Here is a 22,531-nt window from a genome sequence, read left to right on the forward strand (position 1 = left end):
CGATGTCCGTCACCACCCCCGCCATGGCTCCGCCGGAGCCGTCCCGCAGCCGCTGGGGGCTGTGGGCCCAGGCCGACTTCCGTCGGCTCTGGATCGGTGAGACCACCAGCGGTCTCGGTACGGCGGTCGGCAACGTGGCGCTGGCCCTGGTGGCCGTCGTCACCCTGCACGCCAGCCCGCTCGCGGTCGGCCTGCTGACCGCCTCGGCCTGGCTGCCCTGGCTCTTCCTCGGGCTGCCGGCCGGTGCCTGGGTGGACCGCTGGCCCAAGCTGCGGGTGATGCTGGTCTGCGACCTGCTGCTGCTCGTCCTGTTCGTCAGCGTGCCGGTGGCCGGCTGGCTCGGTGTGCTGACCATGGCCCAACTGGTGCTGGTGGCCCTGCTGACCGGCGGGGTGAAGGTGTTCTTCTCCACCGCGTACGGGGCGGTGCTCCCGTCGCTGGTGGCCAAGGAGGACGTGCTGGAGGCGAACGTCAAGCTGCGTTCCGGGGAGTCGGCGGTGGAGATCGCCGGTCCCGGTGCGGCCGGCCTGCTGTCGCAGGTCTTCGGCGCGACCAGCGGCCTGCTCGCCGACGCGGTGAGCTACCTCGTCTCGGCGGTCTGCGTGGCCCGGATCACCGTGGTGGAGCAGCCTCCGCCGCCGTCGCAGCGGCGGGGCATCCTGAAGGAGATCGGCGAGGGCGTGGGCTTCCTGGCCCGCGACCCGTACCTGCGGACGCTGGCCTGCTTCGGGGCGGTCGGCAACCTCGGGCTGAACGGCATCCAGGCCGTCCAGACGGTCTTCCTGGTGCGCAGCGTCGGCATCGGATCCGGCGAGGTGGGCCTGGTGTTCGCGGTGGTGAGCATCGGCGGGCTGGCCGGCGCGGCGGTGGCCGGGCGGCTGGCCGGGCGGCTGGGCAGCGCCCGCGGGCTGCTGCTGTGCGAGCTGGTGGTCGCGCCCTTCATCTTCCTGCTGCCGATGGCCGGCGACCAGCTGCCGCTCGCGGTCAGCGCGCTCGCGTGGTCGGTGGCCGTCTGCGGCGTCGTGGCCGGGAACGTGCTGGCCGGCAGTTTCTACCAGTCCTACTGCCCGCCCGCGATGATCGGGCGGATCAGGGCCAGCGCCTCGACCGTCAACTACAGCGCGATCCCCCTCGGCGCCCTGCTCGGCGGCTGGCTCGGCGAGGTGCTGGGCCCGCGCACCACGATCTGGATCATGGCGGGTGTGCTGCTGTCCGCAGGCGCCGTGCTGCTGGCGAGCCCGCTGCGCGGAATGCGCGACTTCCCGGCGCGCCCCGAACACGGCGACCACCGCGCCGACGACGCGCGGCCCGAGCCCGCCGTCTGACCCCGCCGCCTGAGCCCGCCGTCTGACCCCTCCGCCTGACCCGCATACCCCGCCCCGACCGCCCGATCCCTCACCCCGGAGCCCTCCGATGACCCGCACTGCCCGCCCGCGCCACTACCTGATGTGCCGTCCGACCCACTTCGAGGTCACCTACGCGATCAACCCGTGGATGGACCCGGCGAAGCCGGTCGACACCGGGCTCGCCGTGGCGCAGTGGGAGCGGTTGTACGCGCTCTACCAGGAGCTCGGTCACCGGGTCGACCTGATCGACCCGATCCCGGGCCTGCCCGACATGGTCTACGCGGCCAACGGCGCCACCGTGGTGGACGGCAAGGTGCTCGGCGCCCGCTTCCGCAACGCCGAGCGGGCCGCCGAGGGCCCCGCCTACCTGGAGTGGTTCCGCGCCCGGGGCTTCGAGACGCGCGATCCGGAGCACGTCAACGAGGGCGAGGGGGACCTGCTGCTGACCGCGGGCTCCGTGCTGGCCGGGCGGGGCTTCCGCAGCGTGGCCGACGGGCACGCGGAGGCCCAGGAGTTCTTCGGGCGCCCGGTGATCGGCCTGGAGCTGATCGACCCGCGCTACTACCACCTGGACACCGCGCTGGCCGTGCTGGACGGTGACGAGATCATGTACAACCCGGAGGCCTTCTCGGCCGGCAGCCGTGCCGTCCTGCGCCGGCTGTTCCCCGACGCCCTGCTGGTGGACGGCGCCGACGCGGCGGTGTTCGGCCTCAACGCCGTGAGCGACGGCCTGCACGTGGTGCTGCCGGAGGCGGCCGTCGGCCTGGCCGCGCGGCTGCGCGAGCGCGGATTCCGGCCGATCGGGATGGACCTCAGCGAGCTGCTCAAGGGCGGTGGCAGCGTGAAGTGCTGCACCCTGGAGATCCGCGCGGCGGCCTGAACGGCAGCCTCGACGGGCGGCCTGAGCGGGTGGCCTGAGCGGGCGGCAGTGATCACCGGTGCTCGGTTGTAGATCCGCCGTTGAACGCCCCCGGCCAGACTGGTGCCACACCACGACGGAAGCCCTTCCCCACCAGGGAAGCGAGCCAAGGGAGCACCAGAGATGACGCAGCGTCCGGCCACCGCCCCCATCCGCCTCCGCCTGTTCACGGTCGGTCTCGGGGTGGCCGTCGCCCTGGGTGCCGGTCTCTCCGCCACGGCCGCCGTGGCGGAGACGGCCGGCACCGGGACGGCGACGGTGGTGAGCGGCGGCGCAACGCCGACGCCCACCCCCGCCCAGCCCAGCCCCACCGGCACCGTCCACGGCAGCACCGGCGACTGGAACAGCACCGGTTCCTGACTACACCGGTTCCAGACCGCACCGGCTCCTGGCCTCACTGGCTCCAGACCGCACCGGAACAGCGGCAGGATCGATTCTTCAGTAGCTGGTCATCAGCTCGTCAGCGGCCCGGCCCGCAGCTCGTCACCGGAGCGCCCGCCGCCCCCCGGCCACCGCCCCGACGCCCATCCGAGACGGACGGAGCCGCCGGCGTCGACGGAGCCGAAGCGGCAGAAGAGGCCGAAGCAGCCGTAGCAGCCGTAGCGGCCGAAGGGTTCGAACCCTCCCCCCGGGGCAGCAGCCCCGCCACCTCCTCCGCCTCCGGCAGCCCCAGCCGGACGAAGATCCGGTGCGCCTCCCGCAGCCGGCCCCACGCCGCGGCCTCCCGCCCGAGGTCCGCCAGCGTCCGGCCCAGCACCACCAGCGCGTGGCCCTGGTCCCGCTCGGCCCCCAGTTCCTCGCACAGCGTCAGCGCCTGCCCGGCGTGCTCCAGCGCCTCGTCCGTCCGGCCCAGCGAGCGCAGACTGTCCGCCATCCGGTAGCGGGCGTGCGCGGCCCGGGCCCGCAGCCCGGCCGCCGAGGCCACCGCCAGGCACTCGCCGAACCAGGTGACGGCCTCCTCGTGCTGCCCCAGCCCGTGCAGTGCCAGCCCCAGTACGTACAGCGTGTACGCCCGGCCGGGATCGTCGTGCCGGGTCCGCAACTCGGCGAGCGCCTCGTGGCAGATCGGTACGGCCTCGGCGGCCCGCCCGCTGCGCACCCGGGCCAGCGCGGCGTTCACCGTCGTCACCAGCGCCCCGGAGCGGTGGCCGAGTTCGCGGGCCAGCAGCAGCGCCTCGTCGTAGTGCCCGACGGCCTCGTCGTAGCGGCTGAGGAACTGGCAGACCAGGCCGAGGTCGTTCAGCGCCTGGCGCAGGATCACCGTGTCGCCCGCCGAGCGGGAGGCGGCCACCGCCAGCCGGGAGGCCGCCTCGGCCTCCTCCAGACGGGTGGCGGCCAGGGCGACGTTGCCGCGGAGGAAGTGCGCCCGACCAGCTGCCCGGTGGTCGGTGTGGTGGTCCGCGGCGGTGGCCAGGGCCTCCGCCGTACTGGCGAGCTGGCGGCTGGGCGGGGCGAGGACGAACGGCGTGAGCGCGATCAGCAGGTCGATCGCGGCGCGCAACGCATCCGGTGCCGCGCCGCCGTCGGCCGGGGCCGGCGCGGTGTCGTCCGCGACGGTCCAGCATGCCACCTGGGCGGCGAGCGCGATCGCCCCGGAACCCTCCGCCTCGGCCCAGGCCCGGGCGCCGTCCGGGCCGCCGAGGTCCACGCCCGCGCTGCGGGCCGGCCCGAGCGCACCGGCGGCCGGATCTCCCGGGACGGCGTGCTGGAAGGCCGCGCACGCGGTGGCCAGCAGGTGGTCCAGCAGCCGGTCACGGGCCTCCACGGCCGCGCCCGGGTGGTCCGGGCGCCGCCGGGCGAAGGCGCGCAGCAGGTCGTGGTAGCGGTAGCGGCCGGGGAACGGCGACTCCATCATCGCCACGTCCACCAGGGACTCCAGCAGGTCCTCGGCGTCGTACTCGTCCAAGTCCAGCAGGGCGGCCGCGGCGGGCAGCCCGATGTCGGGGCCGTCCACTGAGGCGGCCAGCCGGAACGCCCGGGCCTGGGCGGGCGTCAACTGGCGGTAGCTCAGTTCGAAGGCGGCCTCCACCGCCAGGTCGCCGATGCGCAGCTCGTCGATCCGCCGCCGTTCGACCGCCAGCCGGCGGCCCAGCGTCTGGACCGTCCAGCTCGGCCGGGCGGCCAGCCGGGCCGCCACGATCCGCACCGCGAGCGGCAGGTGGCCGCAGACGAGCAGCAGCTCCCGGGCGGCCTCCGGCTCGGCGGCCAGCCGCTCGGCGCCGATCGTGCGGCCCAGCAGTTCGAGTGCCTCCGCCGGCTCGAACACGCCGAGGTCGGCCTGGACGGACGAGGGCAGGCCCGAGAGGCGGGTACGGCTGGTGGTGAGCACGGCGCAGCCGACCGCGCCCGGCAGCAGGGGCCTGATCTGCGCGGTGTCGTGGACGTTGTCGAGCACCAGCAGCAGCCGCCGGCCGTCGACCACCGAGCGGAACAGCGCCGAGCGGGCGTCCAGCCCCTCGGGCACCCCGTCGGCCGGCACGCCGAGCGCCACCAGGAAGCTGCTGAGCACCGCCTCCGGGTCGGCCGGGGTGGTGTCGGCGCCCCGCAGGTCGACGTAGAGCTGCCCGTCGGGGTAGGAGTCCCGGGCCCGGTGGGCGACGTGCAGGGCCAGCGCGGTCTTGCCGACCCCGCCCATGCCGACCACGGTCGCGATCACCAGCGCCTGCTGGCCCGGGGCGCCGAGGGCCTCGCCCAGCCGCTCGACCTGGACGGTGCGGCCGGTGAAGTCCGCCGCGTCGGGCGGCAGCTGGGCCGGTCTGGGCGCCGTCGTGCTGGTGCCGGCGGGCGCGGCGGGCGCACCCGCCGCCGTGGGGCCGTCCGGCGGATCCTGCGCCTCGGGCCCGGGCCCGGCCGGCTTCACCGGGCCGGGGAGCAGCGCCGCGGCCGGCGCCGGGGCGGCGAGCGACAGGTCGCCCTCCAGGATCCGCCGGTGCAGCTGGTCCAGCTCCGCCCCGGGCTCCACCCCCAGCTCGTCCAGGAACAACTGGCGCACGCCCCGGTACACCGCCAGCGCGTCCGCCTGCCGCCCGGCCTGGTACAGCGCGCGCATCAGCAGCCCGTACGCCCGCTCGTGCAGCGGGTGCTCGGTGGTCAGCGCGGTCAGCTCCGGGATGCACCGGGAGAAGCGGCCCAGCGTCAGATCGAGGGCGATCCGCTCCTCCAACAGGGTCAGCCGGAGCTCCTGCAACCGCTGGCGCTGCCGCTGCGCGAACGGGCCGGGGATGCCGGCCAGCGGCTCGCCCTGCCACAGCTCCAGCGCCTGGTTCAGCAGGTCACGCGCCTGCTGCGGCTGTCCGGCGGCCGCCGTGCGCTCGGCCTGCGCCGCCAGCTCCTCGCCCTGCGCCGCGTCCACCGAGTGCTTGGGCAGCACCAGCCGGTAGCCGTCCCCGACCGAGGTCAGCACGGTCGGCGCGTCCGGCTCGTCGCCGTGCAGGATCTTGCGCCACCGCCAGGCGTACGTCCGCACCGTCGTCACCGCGGTGCTCGGCGGCTCCTCGCCCCACAGGGCGTCGATCAGGTCCGTGGCGCTCGCGCCGTGCCCCGGCCGGAGCAGCAGCACCGCCAGCATCGCCTGTTGCTGGGGACTGCCGACCTTCAGCACGGTCGTGCCGCGCTGCGCTCTCATCAACCCCAGCACCGAGAACCGGAAATCACTCATTCGTGCACCTGCCCGCTTCATGTGCCCGCCCCCGCCCACGCACGCGTCCGCCCCCCGATTGATGAGTCCCTATCAACCCACGCCAGCCGGTGGGCTGTCGAGAGATCGTCGACCCCGTAGTGATCCGGTGTTGATCGCCCACCGTCACAATCACTGGTGTGGCCCCCCAGCCGTCGGCCCGGTACGACCCGCCGGGCCCGCCACACCCCCCGGGTGCCGCCGCCCGGGCGACCACCACGTTTCTCGGAGGCCGACGCCAGTGAACACCGACCTGCTCTACCGGTTGCTCGACGTCGACCCGGTCGCCGGACCGGTCGAACTGCTCCACCGCGCCCGCGGCGCCCGCGACCTCCCCTACCTGGTGCTCGCCGCGCTCGTCCGGGAGGACGTCCGGATGGGCGAGCACGCCCGCGCCGAACTGCAGCGCGCCCGCGACCGGGCCGACTGTTACGCCCGGCTCGCCCGCGACCTCGCCGACGCCACCGGGGTGCGCCCGATCCGAGACCTCCCGCTGGCCGGCTACTACCCGTCCGACCTGCCCCGGCCGCTGGGCGAGCTCACCCTCGTCAGCCCCACCGAGGCCGCGCTCTGGCAGGCCGTCAGCCGGCTGGTCACCGAGCACCCGGTGGAGTCCGTGGAGGTCACCCTGCTCGGCGAGCGCCCCCGGCACACCTCCGTCACCCTGCGCTGGCCGGCCGAGGACCCGCTGCTCGACCCGTGGTACCAGGTCCGGCTCGGAACCGCCGCGCTCACCGGCGACCTCGCCACCGTCCCGGTCCGGCCCTACCTGGCCGCCGACGACCACGTCGAATGCCTGATCGCCCTCGCGGAGGAGGGGCTCGGCCGCGCCTTCCGGGCAGGTGACGTGATCGACGTGGCCCGCCTGGCCCGGCAGTCCTTCGAAGCCGTCGAGACCGCCGCCGTGGTCGCCGCCTACCGGCTCGCCCCGGAGGCCGTCGCGCTCCTCGACCTCGCCGCCGAACACGTGCCGCTGGGCTCCCTGGGCGGCGTGCGCACCGTCCTGGAAGCCGAGGTCGCCCCCGAACTCCACCGCCGCGAAGCCCTCACCCGCCCGCTCCGACCGCGGCACGGCACCCTGCTGCGCCGCACCGTCATCCGGCACCAGTGGGACGAGGCCCGCCTCCTCCCGGCCGGACCCGCCACCCTGCTGCTCACCCCGGTCGCCGACTTCCTCCTCGCCCCGGAGGGCGTCCGCCCGACGGCCCCCGCCCGCGCCGCCGCCCTCACGGCCCTACGGGCCTGGGACACCACCGCCCCCGCCACCCCGGACGGCACCCCCCGCGCCCGCCTCCCGGAGTCCAAACACGGGTGAACACGACCGCCCTCCGGGCCGCCCGCCTCGACGACGGGTCAGCTCCTCGGGACGAGGGTGTTCTCGTTGGTGCGGCCGGCGGCGTAGTCGTCGATGTTGCGGGTGGTGGCGTCGATGATCTGGGTGACGGCGGTGTGGGTGAAGTAGGCCTGGTGGCTGGTGACGAGGACTTGGGGGAATGTGACGAGGCGGGCGAGGGTGTCGTCGGTGATGCCTTCGATGGAGCGGTCGGTGAAGAAGACGCCGGTTTCCTCTTCGTAGACGTCGAGGCCGACGCCGGAGAGGCGGCCGGCGCGGAGGGTTTCGACGAGGGCGGCGCTGTCGATGAGGCCGCCGCGGCTGGAGTTGACGAGGATGGCGTCGTCCTTCATCCGGGCGAGGGCGGCGGCGTCGATGAGGTGGTGGGTGGCGGGGAGCAGGGGGACGTGCAGGCTGATGAGGTCGGCGCGGGTGAGGAGTTCGGGGAGTTCGGTGTAGGTCATGCCGAGGTCGAGGCAGGCGGGGTTCTGGGCGATGTCCCAGCCGAGCAGGTCGGTGCCGAAGCCGGCCGCGATGCGGGTGAAGCACTCGCCGATCTTGCCGGTGCCGATGACGCCGATGGTCATGCCGTGGATGTCGCGGCCGAGGAGGCCGTCGAGGCGGAAGTCGAACTCGCGGGTGCGGGTGGCGGCGCGGGTGAGGCGGCGGTTGACGGCCAGGGCCAGCGTCCAGGCGTGTTCGGCGACGGCGTAGGGGCTGTAGTAGGAGACCCGGGCGACGGTGAGGCCGAGGTCGGCGGCGGCGTCGAGGTCGATGTTGTTGAAGCCGGTGGAGCGTTGGGCGATCAGTTTGGTGCCGCCGGCGGCGAGGACGGTGAGGGTCTCGGCGTCGAGGACGGCGTTGACGCTGCTGCTGACGGCGGGGTAGCCGGCGGCGAGTGGGGCGGTGTCGCGGTTGAGGAACATGCTCAGGCAGCGCAGCCCGTGCCGGCCGGCGAAGGCCTGTTCCAGCAGCGGCCGTTCGTCGGCCTGCACCCCGTACGCGAGGATCTCCATCGGTTGCCTTTCCGCGAGTGGTCCGCTCCACGGGCCACGCTAGCGGGGCCGTCGCGGGGGCGCCCGTCGGACGCACGAGGGCCCGGACCGGTGGCGGTCCGGGCCCTCGACGGGGCGGGGGAGGTCAGATGACCGTCTCCGCCTCCAGGTAGCGCTCCTGCGGGACGGTCTTCAGCTCGGCGACCGCCTCGGCGATCGGCACCAGGTTGATGTTGGTGCCCTGCAGTGCGGTGATGTGCCCGAACGCGCCCTTGTGGACGGCCTCGACGGCGTGCCAGCCGAAGCGGGTGGCGAGCACCCGGTCGTACGCGGTCGGGGTGCCGCCGCGCTGGGTGTGGCCGAGGATCACCGGGCGGGCCTCCTTGCCGAGGCGGTGCTCCAGCTCGCGGGAGAGCTGGGTGGCGATGCCGGTGAACCGCTCGTGGCCGTAGATGTCCTTGGTGCCCTCTTCCCAGTGCATGGTGCCGGGCTCGGGCTTGGCGCCTTCGGCGCAGACCACGATGGCGAACTTCTTCTGCCGGTCGAAGCGTTCGCGGACGACGGCGGTCAGCTTGTCGATGTGGAACGGCCGCTCCGGGACGACGATGGCGTGCGCGCCGGCGGCCATGCCCGCGTTGAGCGCGATCCAGCCGGTGTGGCGGCCCATGACCTCGACGACCATGACCCGCTGGTGGGATTCGGCGGTGGTCTTCAGCCGGTCCAGCGCCTCGGTGGCGACCGAGACGGCGGTGTCGAAGCCGAAGGTGACGTCGGTGGAGGCGATGTCGTTGTCGATGGTCTTCGGGACCCCGACCACCGGCAGTCCGGCGTCGCTCATCAGCTTGGCGGCCTTGAGGGTGCCCTCGCCGCCGATCGGGATCACCGCGTCGATGCCGAGGTCCGCGCACAGTCGCTTGGCGCGCTCGACGCCGTCGCGCAGGTGGCTGGGCTGGACCCGGGACGAGCCGAGGATCGTGCCGCCCTGGGCCAGGATGCCGCTCACCGAGTCGAGGGTGAGCGGCCGGTGGACGCCCTCCAGGAGACCGCGCCAGCCGTCCTGGAAACCGATGATCTCGTCGCCGTGGTCGACCACCCCCCGGTGGACCACGGAACGGATCACCGCGTTCAGGCCGGGGCAGTCACCGCCGCTGGTCAGCACTCCGATACGCATTAGCTTTGCAACTCCCGAGCAGAACCGAGGAACGGCCGGACTACAGGCTGGGACGACGAGCCGTCACCGTAGCGGGGCGCTCCCACGCCGGAGTGGCGGGGAGGTGGCCGCGGGGTGAAGGACCGGCCGATCCGGACAGAACGCCCGAAAACGGCCGCGAAGTCGAGCATACGGCCCCTGGTCCGGCCGGGCAGGAGCCGACGCGGGAGCGGCGCCGTCGGCGCCCCCGCGCGGAAGTGCAGCCTGCTGCCGAGGAGGGTGTGCAGTAGGCAGCCCCATTGTGGTACGTCCGGGGCCGCCCCTGAACCGGGTGACCGCATCGCGGGCACCCGGTTCAGGGGCGGGCGGACGTACTACGCGGGGCGCGTCGTGGCGGCGATGCGCTCGGCGCGCAGCGCGTCGTACCAGGTGGTGTCGGCCGGCGGCAGGGCGTTGACGTCCAGCGCCAGCTTGATCAGCATGTCGGCCACGGCGGGGTTGCGGGCCAGCACCGGGCCGTGCAGGTAGGTGCCGAACACGGTGTCCCGCCAGGCGCCCTCGGTGCCGTCGCCGGTGCCGTTGCCCCGGCCGGCGACCACGGTGGCCAGCGGCTGGACGCCCTGGCCGAGGTGGGTGACGCCCTGGTGGTTCTCGAAGCCGGTCAGCTGCGGCAGGCCGAGGCGCGGGTCGACGTCGGCGAGGACGTCGCCGACGCAGCGGGCGCCGTCGCCGCGGGTGGTCCAGACGTCGAGCAGGCCGAGGCCCGGCTCGCGCTCGCCGAGGTCGTTGACGAACTCGTGGCCCATGATCTGGAAGCCCGCGCAGACGCCGAAGATGATCGCGCCGTTCTCGGAGGCCCGGATCAGGCCGCTGTCGTTGCGCAGCCGCTCGGCGGCGAGCCGCTGCGGACGGTCCTCGCCGCCGCCGATCAGGTAGATGTCGCCGCTGGTGGGGACGGACTGGTCGGAGCGGACGTCGATCCGGGTCACGTTGAGATGGCGCTGGCGGGCCCGGCGCTCCACGACCAGGGCGTTGCCGCGGTCGCCGTAGGTGCTGAGCAGGTCCGGGTAGACCCAGACCACGCGCAGGCTGCTCTCACTCATCCTCGAAGGCCTTCCGTCACGATCAGATGGGGCTGCAGGCGCGGCATCAGCCGGCCACGACCTTCCGCAGCTGCTGGAAGGCGGTGTAGTTGGCGATGGCCTCGATCCGGCCGGGCGGGGCCATCCGGACGGCCTGCTCCAGCGTGTCCACCACGTGGAACTGCAGTCCGGCGACCTCCAGGCGGACGGCCAGGTCCAGCTTGCGCTGCCCCATCACGAACACCGGGTGCCCGGCGAGGCGCTCGTAGTCGACGTCCCACAGCCAGGAGGTGTCCGTGCCGTCGGCGTCGAGCGCGTTGACGGAGAGGATCACCGGCGCGGGCGGGCCGTCGATCAGCGAGAAGGTCTCCAGCCAGCCGGCCGGGTTCTTGGCCAGCAGCAGCCGGATGTCCCGGCCCTGGTACTGGACCACGTCGTAGCGGCCGGCGACGGCCGAGACCGAGCGCATCCGCTCCAGCGCGACCTGCGGGGAGACGCCGAACACGGCGGCGACGGCGGCCGAGCTGGTGGCGTTGGCCAGGTTGGCCCGGCCGGGCAGCTGGAGCTGGATCGGCCAGGCGCCGCGCTGCGGGTCGATCACGTGGGTGCCCTGGAGCGCCCAGTGCGGGTTGGGGCGCCGGAAGCCGCACTCCTGGCAGAACCAGTCGTCGCCGGGGCGCTGCATCACACCGCCGCAGGCGGGGCAGGACCAGGCGTCCTCCTTCCAGGCCTGCCCGGCGGCCACCCAGACCACCTTCTTGCAGGAGGAGGCGGCCCAGGTCACCAGCGGGTCGTCGGCGTTGGCGATGACCACGGCCTCGGTGTCCTGAAGGCCCTCGCGCCACTTCTCGGCCATCATCCGGGTCTCGGCGGCGCGGTCGAGCTGGTCGCGGGAGAGGTTGAGCAGGGCGATCGCCTTGGGGCGGGTGTCGCGGGCGACGCCCGCCAGGTACTTCTCGTCGACCTCGATCACGCCGAAGCGGGCGTCCGAGCCGCCGGCCAGGGCGGAGGTGATGCCGGCCGGCATGTTGGCGCCCAGGGCGTTGGAGACCACCGGGCCGGCGGCGCGCAGCGCCTCGGCGATCAGGCGGGTCGTGGTGGTCTTGCCGTTGGTGGCGCTGACCAGGACGACGTCGAGGTGGTCGGCGAGGGTGGCGAGCAGGTCGGGGTCGAGCCTCAGGGCGACCTTGCCGCCGATCACCGAGCCGCTTCCGCGTCCGGCCTTGCGGGACACGGCGGCAGCGACCCGACCGGCCGTGACCGCGATCTTGGCGCGGGCCGGCAGCGAGGCGTCGCGTGCGCCTGTGGGCTCCGATTCGGTGCCTGCCATGCTCAGTGGTTCCTCCTTGCTGCGGCACCACCCGGGTCCGGATTAACGGGCCGTCGGGCGGCGGGGACGGGGCCAGCCTACCGACTCCGCCGCCCGGCTCGACGATCCGGACCCCAGGCAGCCTGCTGCGACGCGGCCGGAGGCGCCGCCTCGGGCGCCCTGACGGATCGTCGGGGAAGGCGGTGTACGGAGGGGGCCTTCGCCGCTTGGGACGCTCTCCGGGCTCTCGGGGTTCCCGGGTGAGGATGTGGTGAAGAAAAGATCAGCGGCCCGGACGGACGCAGGAGACCGGCTCGCCCGCGGCCAGCGTGGCGGTGATCACCAGGGTGCCGTCCTCGGCCCGGAAGTCCAGTGGCGCGGCCAGCCGGCGCATCGCGGTGATCAGCCCGGTGTTGGAGGCGTGGGTCACCGCGTACACCGTCGTCACACCGGCCGCCCGGGCCGCCGCCGACAGCTGCCGCAGCAGGGCCGGACCGAGTCCGCGCCGCTGCCAGGCGTCCTCGACCAGCACCGCCAGCTCCGCCTCGTCGTCGTCCCACATCAGGTGCCCGAGGGCGACGATCCGCCCGTCGGCGGCCGTCGCGGCGAGGCTGTGGCCGTGCCGGGCGTCCAGCAGGTGGTCCAGGTAGCGGCCGGCGTCGCGGACCGGCCCGTGGTAGCGCAGCCGCAGCGAGGCGGGGGAGCAGCGGAGGTGCATCGCCAGGGCCGCGGCCCGGTCGGCCGGTCCGGCGGGGCGCAGCGTCAGCGCCGCCCCGTCCGCCAGCGTCAGGCGGGACGGCGCCGCCCGGTCCGGCTCCGTCACGGCTCGCGGCCGGTCGACCGGGGGGTGCGGACGGGCGGGCCGCAACGGGCCCCCGGTGAGCGCGGGCAGCCGGGCGGCCTGGCCCTCGGGCGCCGCGCACCTGCGGTCGGACCTGCGGAAAGGCCGGTGCCAGAGCCGTTCGGGGCGAGTGCGTGATGCCGTCATGCCGCCGACGCTACCGACGCCGCGCTTCCGGCCGGTTACGTGATCGTGAACGCAGGAATGACCTGGGCGGTTCCGGAGCGTGACGAGCGCGGCCATGTCCCGGGGGCTCGACGGGGCTCGACCGGCCCCGACCGGGCTGTTGACCTGAACACGCTCACGGATGGCGCAGAATCCGGGAACGGACGAGCCCCTTCGGATAGGGATGGCTCGGCTTTCCGCCGATCCCACCTCCCCCGAAGGGGCCCACATGTCCTTCCCCTCGTCCCTCCTGAAGAAGTCCGCCCTCGTGCGGCGGTCCGTACTGGGCGCGGTGTGCTGCGCACTGCTGCTGGCCGCGCCGATCGCCCTCGCCCAGCCGGCGGCCGCCGCGGACGGGCCCAAGACGCCCCAGGAGGCCGCCGCCTGCAAGGCTGTCGTCTCCACGCTGCTCGGCGGCTTCGGGTCGATGCTCGCGAACTCGGCGTGCGTCGTCCAGCCGAGCGACAGCTGAGCGACAACTGAGCGGTGGCCGGGCGACGGCCGAGTGACGGCCGGGCGACCCGGCGGGCCGGGGCCACCCGAGGGACCGCCTCAGGCCCCGGCCACCGCTGCCACCTGGGCGGCCGTATCTCACGGCTGCGGTTGAGCGGTCAGGGGTGGGACGGGTCGTCGGGGAGGGTGAGGGTGGCGAGGGCGCCGCCGTCGGGGTGGTTGGTGAAGGTGAGGTCAGCGCCGATGACCCGGGCGTGGCCGGTGGCGATGGTGAGGCCGAGGCCGTGGCCGCGTCCGCGTTCGGGGGCGTTGGTGCGGAAGCGCTGGGGGCCGCGGGCGAGGAGGTCGTCGGGGTAGCCGGGGCCGTGGTCGCGGACGGTGATCCGGTGGCCGTCGACGTGCAGCCGGATCGGCGCGGTGCCGTGCCGGTGGGCGTTGAGCAGCAGGTTGCCGAGGATGCGGTCGAGGCGGCGCAGGTCGGTGCGGACCTGGCGGTCGGCGGCCGCGTCCACGTCCACGTCGACCTCCAGGCCGGTGAGCGTGACGGTGCGGCGCACCGCCCGCTCCAGCGGGACGGGGGCGAAGTCCGGGATCTCGGCGTCGGCGTCGAGGCGGGAGACCTCCAGCAGGTCCTCGACCAGCGAGCGCAGGGCCTGCACCCGGTTCTGGACGAGTTGGGTGGGGCGGCCGGGCGGGAGCAGTTCGGCCGCGGTGACCAGGCCGGTGAGCGGGGTGCGCAGTTCGTGGGCGACGTCCGCCGTGAAGCGCTGCTCGTCCTCCAGCCGCTGGTGCAGGGTGCGGGACATCAGGTCGACGGCGGCGGCGAGGTCGGCGACCTCGTCCTTCCCGTCGACGAGCTCGCCGATCCGGGTGTCCGTCCGGCCGGCGGCGATGCCCCGGGCGGCCGTCGCCGCGGTGCGCAGTCGGCGGCTGATCCGGTCGGCGACGAGCACGCCGGCCAGGACCGTGGTGAAGACCGCGGCGACGACGGTGATCAGGATGATCCGGTCGAGGTCGGCGATCGCCTGCCGGTCCTGGGTGAAGTCCACCCGGACGGAGAGCACCCCGGTCTGGACCGGTCGGGCCGCCCACATCGACTCGCCCTGCGGACCGCCGGCGAGCAGCGAGCCCTCACGGCCGTCGGCCGCGAGCGTCCGCAGCCCCTGGGGCAGCGCCGGGTCGTCCAGGGCGAACCGGTCGGTGACCTCGCCGCGCTTGTAGGTGTCCACGGCCGAGCCGAGCGCGGCGAGCGCGGCGGCGCGGGCCTGGTCCACGTGCTGACGGATCATCGCCTGGTGGACCAGCAGGCCGACGGCCACCGCCACCAGGACGGCGATGGCGGCGACGGCGGTGGCGATCTGACGGCGCAGGGTCATGCCGGACGCCGCAGCTTGTAGCCGAACCCGCGGACGGTCTCGATCCGGCCGGAGCCGATCTTGGCGCGCAGCCGCTGCACGTGGACGTCCACCACCCGGGTGTCGGCGCCCCAGTCGTAGTCCCAGACGCGTTCCAGCAGGGTGGAGCGCTCCAGCACGATGCCGGGCGCGGCGGTGAACTCCAGCAGCAGCCGCAGCTCGGTGGGGGTGAGCGGGACGAGGTGGCCGTCGACGCGCACCTCCATGCTGTCGGTGTCCACCTGCATGCCGTCGAAGCTGCGCAGCGCGGAGGAAGGGGCGTCCGCAGGCACGGCGGCGGTGGGAACGGCGACGGCAGACGCTGCGACGGGGACGGCGGGGTCCACCGGCTCCTCGGGCAGCGCGGGTTCGGCCGGGACCACCCGCACCCGGCGCAGCACGGTGCGGATCCTGGCGACCAGCACGGCGCTCTCGAAGGGCTTGACGACGTAGTCGTCCGCCCCGGCCTCCAGACCGGACACCACGTCGACCGGGTCGGTGCGCGCCGACATCATCAGGATCGGCAGCTGGCTCTCCTCCCGGATCCGGCGGCAGAGTCCGACCCCGTCGAGGAGCGGCAGCATGACGTCCAGCAGGAGGAGGTCGGGGCGCACGGCGTGGAAGGCCTCCAGGCCCTCCAGGCCGTCGGCGGCCGTGGTGACCGGGAAGCCGTAGCGCTCCAGGGCCATCCGGGTGGCCTCCCGGATCACCTCGTCGTCCTCGACGAGCAGGATGTGCGGGTGGGCGGGCGCGGCTGCGGGGGTCATGGCTTCGCTTCCGAGGGAGCCGAGGGCGGGCGGATGGGGATCGGGACGGCCGTTTTCGGGGAGGAGACGCCCGCGCCGGCTTCGGGCAGGGAGGGCTGCGGCTGGGCGGATGGGCGGCCGCTGCGCTGGGCGACGGCGGGGCCGGCGGAGGGCGTGCTGGTGGGCGTCTGTGCGGCGCCGTTCGTGGCTCCGCCGGCCGGGCCGGCGATCGGGCCGGCGATCGGGCCGGTGTCCTCGACCTTCCGCTCCAGCAGGCCGAGCCGGACGCCGTCCCACTGGTAGTGGCTGCTGGTCCGGACGAACGCGCCGGTCGGCTCGTAGAGCCACAGGTCGGATCCCACGGTCGCGGCGCTGAACCCCTTCAGCACCTCGACCTGGAGGATGGGCAGCAGCCGGTCGTCGGCCAGCAGGTAGACGTGCAGGACCACGGGCCCGGGGGTGGCGACGGAGACGACCAGTTCCTCCCGCCCGTCGCCGGTGAGGTCACGGAACTCGGGGCTGCGGACGTCGCAGGCGGGGCAGGAGTCCAGGGCGCGCCGCTCCTCCGGGCCCACCGTGGAGTCCTTGGCGAGGACGGTGCGGACGTCGACCGTCCTGATGTCGTGCCCGGGGACGGTCACGTCCGGGACGGGTTGCGGCGCGGCCTGGGTGGCGGCCCCGGCGCCGGTGGCGGGAGGGCGCGGCGGCGGGGAGGCCGCCAGGTCGGGCCAGAGCGGCTGGGCCACCAGCGGCGGCGCCACCGGCTGGGTGGCGCCGTGGTCCTGGAGCCCGCCGGGGGTGGCACGGCCGAGGGCCAGGGCCGCGAGCGTCACGAGGACGGCCAGGGCGGCGAGGGCCGCCACCGGCACGGCGACGGGCCGGCGGCGGGGTGGGGATGCTGCTGCCACGGTCGGTGCTCGTCCTCCTGGTCTGCGGCGATGTGCCGGTTCGTCCCCGCTCCGGCCTCGGTGGTAGGTCGCGTGGACGGCGGTCGGTGGTTCCCGTCCCGCCGTCCCGGCCGCCGCGCCGGTTCGACAGTCGAAACGACCCGACGGCCGGGACGACCGGGACGGCGCGGTGGCTTCAGCCGGTCGCGCCGCCCGGACCGGCCAGGTCCGCCAGGACGATGATGTTGTCCGTCCAGTGCCCGTCCGAGCCGATCCGCCCGCCGCAGGTGATGAGCCTGAGAGCGGGTTCGGGAGTGTCACCGTAGACCGTTTCGGTCGGGAAGCGGTCCTTGGCGGCCTGGAGCAGCGAGCGGACCTTGAAGTCCACGGTGCTGCCGTCCGCGCGCCGCACCTGGATCAGGTCGCCCGGCCGCAGCTTCGGTACGCCGTGGAAGACCGCCGGGCCGTGCGCGGTGTCGTAGTGCCCGATGAGGACGGCGGGGCCGGCCTCCCCGGGCGTCGGCCCGTTGCGGTACCAGCCGACCTCGTCGGCCCGGTCGGCGGCCGGCACTTCGACCGTCCCGTCGGGATTCAGCCCGAGGCCGGTCACCGGGGCGTCCACCCCGGCGGCCGGGACCAGCAGCCGGGTCGGCGCCGAAGCGGCGAAGGGCTTCGGCGCGCCGGCCGGGCTTCCGGCGGTCCCGGCCGTCCCCGTGGTCCCCGCGGTTCCGGGGCCTCCCGAGGGCGCGGCCGCCGGGTTGTCGGTACTGCCGTGCACCGAGGGCTCGACCCGCACCACCGGGGTGTGCCGGCCGGACAACGCCACGGTGGTGCCCAGCACCAGGCAGGCGAGGCCCGCCGCACCGAACGCCGTCCGGCGCAGTGTGCCCGGGCCGGGGGAGGCCTTGCGGCGCCGCCGGTTGCGGCCACCGCGCGGGAGGCCGTGGCGGGCCGGCCCGTCGGCGCCGGGCGTGCTGTCGGGCTGCCCACCGCCCGCCGGGGCCCCGGTACCCACCGGGCCCCCGGCGCCGCCTCCCCACCCGGTCAAGGGCGGGGGAACGGCGCCGGGGTGCCCGGCGGACTCGGGGCCGGTGTCAGCCGCGCGCACCGGAGCGGCGGCGCAGCATCGCGAAGCCCAGCGCACCGGCGCCGACGGCCGCGACGGCCCCGCCACCGGCCAGCATCAGGCCGTTGCTGTCGGTCTCGCCGGATCCGTCGCCGGCCTGGGCCGCGCCCTTGGGCACCTCGCGGACCTGGGCCTTGCCGTCACTGGAGACCCCGGCGCCACCGGCGGCGGGCTGCACGGCGGGCCCGGTGCCGGCGCCGGCGGAGGGCTTCGCCGTGGGGGTGGCACCCGCGACCGAGGGGGCACCCGGGGCGGCCGGGGCGGGCTTGGCCGGGCTGGGCGTCGAGGTGGGGGTGGCCGACACGCCGGCACCCGCAGCAGGCGTGGCGGACGGGGTCCCGTCGGCGAAGGCCTGTCCGCCGGTGACGACGGTCAGCAGCGCGCCCCCGGTCAGGGCGCAGACGGCCAGCACGCGGCGGGCGGGGGAGCGGTGGGTACGGCTCCTGCTCATACGGTGTTCTCCTTCGTCATGGACGCCTACCGGCCGGGGCGGCCGGTGCGTCGTCCATGACGGTAGGAGGCCCGTGTCGCGGTCCCCGGCCGGTCGTGTCACGGCCGCCCATCGGCTGCGTAACGAACCCCGGGGGCCCGTTGCGGCCGGGGTGGTGGCGGCGGTGCCCGTGCGGTGGGAGGCCGTCCGGTTGACGCCCCGTCGGGTCGTGGGGGTAACCCCCCTCCCGGTCCGGGGGGCCGCTCCATGGCCCGGGGTCGCGGGCCCGGACACACTGGCAGCGGTTCGAACAGCGTGGTGGTAGGCCCCCGTTCCGGGGTGATGGGCGCCGTGAGCAGAGCGCCGGCCGACCGCGCGACGCCGCACCGCGCACGTGATGCCGTCCCACCTCCAGCCGATCGGGGTCCACCGATGACCAGTACCGCCGCCCACGCCGCGACCGCCCCCGCCCCCGACCCGACGAGCAGGAGGGGAGGGCGCTTCCGCTGGACCGTCGTCCTGCTGACCTCGCTCGCGATCGTCGGGTACGCCGTGGGGACGTACGCCCAGGCCGACCTGCCCATCGCCGCGTCGAAGGGCGGCCTGCCCGCCACCTACGCCGAGCGCCCGATGGCCGTCCAAGTCACCTTCTACGTCCACATCGTGACGGCCGCGCTCGCGCTGCTGGTCGGTCCGTTCCAGTTCTCCACCGCGCTGCGCCGGCGGTCCCCCGCCGTCCACCGCTGGACGGGCCGTATCTACGTCTTCGGGGTCGCGGTGGGATCCCTGGCCGCGTTCGTCATGGCGTTCTTCAACTCGGTCGCCTTCAACGGCTTCTTCGGCTTCGGCGGCCTCGCCCTGCTCTGGGCCTGGACCACCTGGCGCGGCTACCGCGCCGTCCGTGACCGCGACCTGCCGAGCCACCGCGCCTGGATGATCCGCAGCTTCGCCCTTACCTACGCCGCCGTCACCCTCCGGTCCTGGCTCGGCGTCCTCATCCTCCTCCAGACGCTCACCGCCCAGGGGCACGTCGACGGCCAGCGCTTCTTCGACAACGCCTACGCCGCCGTCCCGTTCCTCTGCTGGCTGCCCAACCTGATAGTCGCCGAATTCCTCATCCGCCGCCGGGGCCTGCCCGCCTACCGTGTCACTCCGGCCGGCCCGCAGTCCTGAGCCGGAGGCGGCGGGAAGGCTCGCGGGAGGGTCGTCAAACCCCCTCCTGCGTAGCGGAGTTGCGGAACCCGCCGCGTCGCCGCGTCGCCGTCGCAGTCAGCCGATGCGGGTGGGGGTGTCGAGGAGGGGGTGGCCGGTGGTGGTGAGGAGGGTGGTGAGGTCGGTGGGGGTGAGGGTGTGGGGGGCGCGGAGGTAGAGCTCGTCGACGGTGGTGCCGGGGAGGGGGTGGGGCTGGCGGGAGAGGATGGCGACGTGCTGGTCGGCCAGGGCGGTGTGGACGCGGGCCAGGCCGTCGGGGGTGCTGCGGGCGGCGGTGCGGACGCGCCACAGGGTGGTCGGGGGCGCGGGGGAGTGGGGGTGGTGGCGCTGGGACCACCAGGTGTGGAAGAGGGCGGTGGCGAGGAGGGCGAGGGCGGCGGCGGCGAGGACCACCGGGCCGTCGGGGCCGCGGACGACGATCTTGGCGACCAGGTCGGCCGCGGTGACCGAGACGAAGACGGCGGCGAGTTCGACGCTGTCGCGGCGCCAGCGGTGGGTGCCGGCGCCGCGTCGTCGGGCCCGGGGGAGGGTTGGCGTCGGCTGCATGGCCGGGTGCTCCGTGTGCTCCATGACAGCACCCTGCCCGACGGGTGTTTCCTGTCCACGAACCCGCCGTGACCTGGTGGTTAAGGTCGCCGGGCCCGCGTTACGGTTGCAGGTCCGCGGCCGCCGCCTTGACCTCGGCGAGCAGGAGCTCCAGGTCGGCCTCGGTGGTGGCGGCGTTGAGCAGGCAGGCCCGGAGCATCTCGCGGTCGCCGAGACGGGCTCCGGTGACGAAGACCCGGCCGCGCCGCTGGACGGCGGAGGGGAGTTCGCGGTTGAGGGCGTCGACGGCGGCCTCGTCGTGCCCGGGGGTGCGGTGGCGGAAGGCGACGATGGAGGTCTGTACCTCGGCCAGCATCTCCAACTCCCCGTCGGCCTCGATCAGTTCGCCGAGGCGGCGGGCGAGGGCGGTGCAGCGGGCGATGTCCCGGGCGATGCCGTCGCGGCCCTTGTGGGCGATGGTGGCCCAGACCTTGAGCGCGCGGAACGGGCGGGTCTGCTCGGTGCCGTACTCGGAGAACCAGCCGAGCGCGCCGGCCGCCTCGTCGCGCAGGTAGGAGGGGACGAGGCTGAAGGTGGCGCGCAGTTCCTCGGTGTCGCGCACCAGCGCGCAGCCGCAGTCGACGGGCACGCCCAGCCACTTGTGCGGGTCGAGGGCGAGGGAGTCGGCGCGCTCCAGGCCGGCGTAGCGGTGGGCGATGGCCGGGTCGAGCCTGCCGAAGGCCCCGTACGCGCCGTCGACGTGCAGCCACAGGCGCTGTTCGGCGCAGAGGTCGGCGATCGGGCCGAAGTCGTCGACGGCTCCGGTGCCGACGGTGCCGGCCGAGGCGACGACCAGGAAGGGCAGCAGTCCGGCGGCCCGGTCGCGTTCGACGGCGGCCCGCAGTTCGGCGGGGTCGAGGCGGCCGTCCGGCCCGGTGGCGACGGTGCGCAGGTGCCGGCTGCCGAGGCCGAGGAGTTCGGCGGCCTTGCGGACGCAGGAGTGGGTCTCGCCGGTGACGTAGCCGACCAGTGGCGGCAGGCCGGCCAGGCCGTCCTCGCGGACGTCCCAGCCGGCCCGGCGGGCGGCGCGGTTGCGGGCGGCGGCCAGGCACACGATGGTCGCCATCGAGGTGCCGGAGGTGAGCAGGCCGCCGCCGGCCGGGTGCGGGAAGCCGACGAGCTCGGCGATCCAGCGGACCACGGCGCGTTCCAGGTGGACGTCGGCGTGGTCGCCGCCGGCCGAGCTGGGGTTCATGGCGGAGGCGGCGAGGGTGGCGAGGACTCCGGCGGGTGCGGGGGCGGAGTTGACCCAGCCGAAGAAGCGGGGGTGGCCGTTGCCCATCGGGTGGGGGAGGACGTCCTGCCCGATGGCGGTGAGGAGGTCGGCGAGCGGGCGGCCGTCGGCGGGCAGCGGGGCGTCGAGCAGGGCCCGGCGGGCGGTGTCGTCCATCGGCTGCCAGACCGGGCGCCCGGGCAGTTCGGCGAGGTAGTCGGAGACGAGGTCGGCGGCGGTGTGCGCGGCGGCGCGGAAGTCCTCGGTGGTCATGATGGCGGCTCTCCAGGGGCGGGGGAGGCGCGGCGTCCTCGGCGCACCCTGATCGTTCGGTCCGGTGGACCGGTCGGCCGATCCTACGGACAGGGCCCGCGCCGTGCGGCGCGGGCCCTCCAGGTGAGACGGGGTGGTCGGTCCCGGTGGGACCGGCGGGTCAGTCGAGCGAGCTGGACAGGCCGCTGGCGGAGCGGCAGTAGCCCTGCATCTCCTTGTTGGTGATCTTGGCGCAGAGCCGGCCGGCCGCGCCGTCGTCCGTGTAGTTCACCGTGTAGTAGCTGACCAGGCCCTCGGCACAGGCCTTGCGCTGCCAGCCGTCGGCGGCGGTGCCGCACTGCTGGGCGGCCCAGTCCTCGCGGTCGAGGTTGTACTTCATCGTCCGCGAGCCGACGCCGCGGCTGCAGTCGGTCGCCCCGCCGCTGGCCTTGCCGCTGAGGCACCACTTGAGGGCGTCGGCGTAGACCTCGGGGTGGTTCGGGTAGTCGTGCGAGGAGAGGTAGAAGGTCGGGGCGTAGAAGAAGCACGCGGACTGGAACAGGCCCGGCTGGTCCTTGCACGGGTACAGCGGGTCCTGGGCGAGCTTGTCGGCGGGCAGGTTCGCCTTGGCCTTCTCGTCCTCCTCGTCCGGGCCGAAGAGCTGCATGAACAGCCCTTCGGAACAGCGGATCTTGTTCTGGTCGCTGGGGAACTTGCTGCACAGCTCGCGCGCCTTGGGGACGTCCTGCTTGGCGACGAACATGGTGCCGTGGCCGACGCCGTGGATGCACGGGCCGGTGTTCTTGGGCGCGCAGAGCTTGAGCAGGTCCACCTCGGGCTGGGCGGAGGCGTTGAGCATCTCCTCGACCGCGCCGTGCAGGTAGCCGGCCGCGCAGGTCTCGTGCGGGAAGGAGATGACCTTCTGGAAGTCGGCGTTGAAGCGCTTGACCGCCGCGTGGCCGAGCTCGTGCGCGATCGGGTGGCAGAAGCGCACGGTGTACGGCTTCTCCTTGGTGATCTTGTCGAGGTCGGCGAGCGCGACGCCGGGGTCGGTGGCGTCCATCTCGGCCATCAGCTTGTTGCGCAGCGTCGAGCGGGTCCACACCGCCGGGTCGCCGGTCGGGGTGGCGCTCGCGGCCGCCGGCGCGACACCGGGTGCGGCGGCGCCGGTGCCCGCGGTGACGGCCGGGGCCGTCGCCGCGACGCCGGGCGCGGGCGACCAGTCGGTGACGGCCACCGACCCGAGGCCCAGGACGCCCAGGAGCAGGGCGGTGAGAATCGCGAATACCCGCGGTTGCATGAGGTGATCCCCCGGCGGATCGAGGTGGACGGTTCGCTCCCATCCTGACGGCACGCCGGCGGGAATCCGCGTTTTCGCCCGCCATTCGGGAGGTGTCGGCGACGCTACCGCACCGTC

The 22,531-nt window shown here is 74.7% G+C and carries 20 protein-coding genes; 6 read left to right on the forward strand and 14 right to left on the reverse strand.

From position 1 onward, the window contains the following. Positions 1 to 2 precede the first annotated feature (2 nt). The 3 genes from ACFWPT_RS23465 to ACFWPT_RS23475 all read left to right on the forward strand — a co-directional run bounded on the left by ACFWPT_RS23465 (position 3) and on the right by ACFWPT_RS23475 (position 2,625). Positions 3 to 1,325 carry an MFS transporter gene (locus tag ACFWPT_RS23465; RefSeq protein ID WP_380483976.1) on the forward strand — a complete coding sequence of 441 codons (1,323 nt, stop codon included), beginning with the start codon at positions 3 to 5 and terminating at the stop codon, positions 1,323 to 1,325. An 88-nt stretch (positions 1,326 to 1,413) separates the two neighbouring features. Next, positions 1,414 to 2,226, forward strand: a complete 813-nt coding sequence (gene ddaH, locus ACFWPT_RS23470; RefSeq protein WP_363370824.1) for a dimethylargininase — start codon at positions 1,414 to 1,416, stop codon at positions 2,224 to 2,226. A 162-nt stretch (positions 2,227 to 2,388) separates the two neighbouring features. After that, entirely contained in the window at positions 2,389 to 2,625 is a 237-nt protein-coding gene (locus tag ACFWPT_RS23475) for a hypothetical protein (protein ID WP_063350324.1), read from the forward strand. Positions 2,626 to 2,725: 100 nt separating this feature from the next. On the opposite strand, the gene ACFWPT_RS23480 is transcribed toward ACFWPT_RS23475, so the two are convergent. After that, entirely contained in the window at positions 2,726 to 5,923 is a 3,198-nt protein-coding gene (locus ACFWPT_RS23480) for a BTAD domain-containing putative transcriptional regulator (protein WP_380483978.1), read from the reverse strand. 259 nt (positions 5,924 to 6,182) lie between these two features. Here ACFWPT_RS23480 and ACFWPT_RS23485 point away from each other — a divergent pair, with 259 nt between their 5' ends. Then, a complete protein-coding gene (locus ACFWPT_RS23485; RefSeq protein WP_063350325.1) occupies positions 6,183 to 7,256 on the forward strand; it encodes a hypothetical protein in 1,074 nt (357 codons plus the stop codon). 38 nt (positions 7,257 to 7,294) lie between these two features. Here the strand turns inward: ACFWPT_RS23485 and ACFWPT_RS23490 are convergent, their stop codons facing one another. From ACFWPT_RS23490 to ACFWPT_RS23510, 5 genes are all read right to left on the reverse strand, one after another. Next, positions 7,295 to 8,290, reverse strand: a complete 996-nt coding sequence (locus ACFWPT_RS23490; protein ID WP_380483980.1) for a 2-hydroxyacid dehydrogenase — start codon at positions 8,288 to 8,290, stop codon at positions 7,295 to 7,297. Between the two features lie 124 nt (positions 8,291 to 8,414). Beyond that, the gene (locus ACFWPT_RS23495) at positions 8,415 to 9,440 is read right to left on the reverse strand and encodes a 6-phosphofructokinase (RefSeq protein WP_063350327.1); all 1,026 of its coding nucleotides are present in this window, start codon (positions 9,438 to 9,440) and stop codon (positions 8,415 to 8,417) included. A 353-nt stretch (positions 9,441 to 9,793) separates the two neighbouring features. Beyond that, entirely contained in the window at positions 9,794 to 10,522 is a 729-nt protein-coding gene (locus tag ACFWPT_RS23500; RefSeq protein ID WP_063350328.1) for a type 1 glutamine amidotransferase, read from the reverse strand. A gap of 46 nt (positions 10,523 to 10,568) precedes the next feature. Further along, on the reverse strand, positions 10,569 to 11,831 hold the full coding sequence (locus ACFWPT_RS23505) for a MurT ligase domain-containing protein (protein WP_063350329.1): 1,263 nt from the start codon (positions 11,829 to 11,831) through the stop codon (positions 10,569 to 10,571). A 262-nt stretch (positions 11,832 to 12,093) separates the two neighbouring features. Then, positions 12,094 to 12,798: a GNAT family N-acetyltransferase gene (locus tag ACFWPT_RS23510; RefSeq protein ID WP_380483983.1), complete on the reverse strand. Its 705-nt coding sequence runs from the start codon at positions 12,796 to 12,798 to the stop codon at positions 12,094 to 12,096. A gap of 247 nt (positions 12,799 to 13,045) precedes the next feature. Here ACFWPT_RS23510 and ACFWPT_RS23515 point away from each other — a divergent pair, with 247 nt between their 5' ends. Then, on the forward strand, positions 13,046 to 13,288 hold the full coding sequence (locus ACFWPT_RS23515; protein WP_063350331.1) for a hypothetical protein: 243 nt from the start codon (positions 13,046 to 13,048) through the stop codon (positions 13,286 to 13,288). Between the two features lie 139 nt (positions 13,289 to 13,427). Here the strand turns inward: ACFWPT_RS23515 and ACFWPT_RS23520 are convergent, their stop codons facing one another. The 5 genes from ACFWPT_RS23520 to ACFWPT_RS23540 all read right to left on the reverse strand — a co-directional run bounded on the left by ACFWPT_RS23520 (position 13,428) and on the right by ACFWPT_RS23540 (position 17,873). Then, entirely contained in the window at positions 13,428 to 14,645 is a 1,218-nt protein-coding gene (locus tag ACFWPT_RS23520) for a sensor histidine kinase (RefSeq protein WP_380483985.1), read from the reverse strand. Further along, on the reverse strand, positions 14,642 to 15,430 hold the full coding sequence (cseB, locus tag ACFWPT_RS23525) for a two-component system response regulator CseB (protein WP_380380582.1): 789 nt from the start codon (positions 15,428 to 15,430) through the stop codon (positions 14,642 to 14,644). Before cseB ends, ACFWPT_RS23520 begins: the two co-directional genes overlap by 4 nt. Next, positions 15,427 to 16,317, reverse strand: coding sequence for a hypothetical protein (locus tag ACFWPT_RS23530; protein ID WP_380483987.1), 891 nt, complete (start codon positions 16,315 to 16,317; stop codon positions 15,427 to 15,429). The genes cseB and ACFWPT_RS23530 overlap by 4 nt, the downstream gene beginning before the upstream one ends. 175 nt (positions 16,318 to 16,492) lie before the next feature. Beyond that, positions 16,493 to 17,311 carry a class F sortase gene (locus ACFWPT_RS23535; RefSeq protein ID WP_380483989.1) on the reverse strand — a complete coding sequence of 273 codons (819 nt, stop codon included), beginning with the start codon at positions 17,309 to 17,311 and terminating at the stop codon, positions 16,493 to 16,495. Between the two features lie 79 nt (positions 17,312 to 17,390). Beyond that, on the reverse strand, positions 17,391 to 17,873 hold the full coding sequence (locus ACFWPT_RS23540; protein ID WP_380483991.1) for a sortase-dependent protein: 483 nt from the start codon (positions 17,871 to 17,873) through the stop codon (positions 17,391 to 17,393). Positions 17,874 to 18,284: 411 nt separating this feature from the next. Between ACFWPT_RS23540 and ACFWPT_RS23545 the strand changes: the two genes are divergently transcribed. After that, complete coding sequence (locus ACFWPT_RS23545) at positions 18,285 to 19,025, forward strand: DUF2306 domain-containing protein (RefSeq protein ID WP_380483993.1); 741 nt, start codon at positions 18,285 to 18,287, stop codon at positions 19,023 to 19,025. A gap of 96 nt (positions 19,026 to 19,121) precedes the next feature. On the opposite strand, the gene ACFWPT_RS23550 is transcribed toward ACFWPT_RS23545, so the two are convergent. The 3 genes from ACFWPT_RS23550 to ACFWPT_RS23560 all read right to left on the reverse strand — a co-directional run bounded on the left by ACFWPT_RS23550 (position 19,122) and on the right by ACFWPT_RS23560 (position 22,414). Then, the gene (locus ACFWPT_RS23550; protein ID WP_380483995.1) at positions 19,122 to 19,634 is read right to left on the reverse strand and encodes a hypothetical protein; all 513 of its coding nucleotides are present in this window, start codon (positions 19,632 to 19,634) and stop codon (positions 19,122 to 19,124) included. Between the two features lie 76 nt (positions 19,635 to 19,710). Continuing rightward, positions 19,711 to 21,135, reverse strand: coding sequence for a pyridoxal phosphate-dependent decarboxylase family protein (locus ACFWPT_RS23555; protein WP_380483997.1), 1,425 nt, complete (start codon positions 21,133 to 21,135; stop codon positions 19,711 to 19,713). A gap of 160 nt (positions 21,136 to 21,295) precedes the next feature. Continuing rightward, positions 21,296 to 22,414: a hypothetical protein gene (locus ACFWPT_RS23560; protein WP_380380151.1), complete on the reverse strand. Its 1,119-nt coding sequence runs from the start codon at positions 22,412 to 22,414 to the stop codon at positions 21,296 to 21,298. Between the last annotated feature and the right edge of the window lie 117 nt (positions 22,415 to 22,531).

Origin of the sequence: Kitasatospora sp. NPDC058478, from assembly GCF_042720345.1 — a bacterium.
GTDB lineage: Bacteria > Actinomycetota > Actinomycetes > Streptomycetales > Streptomycetaceae > Kitasatospora.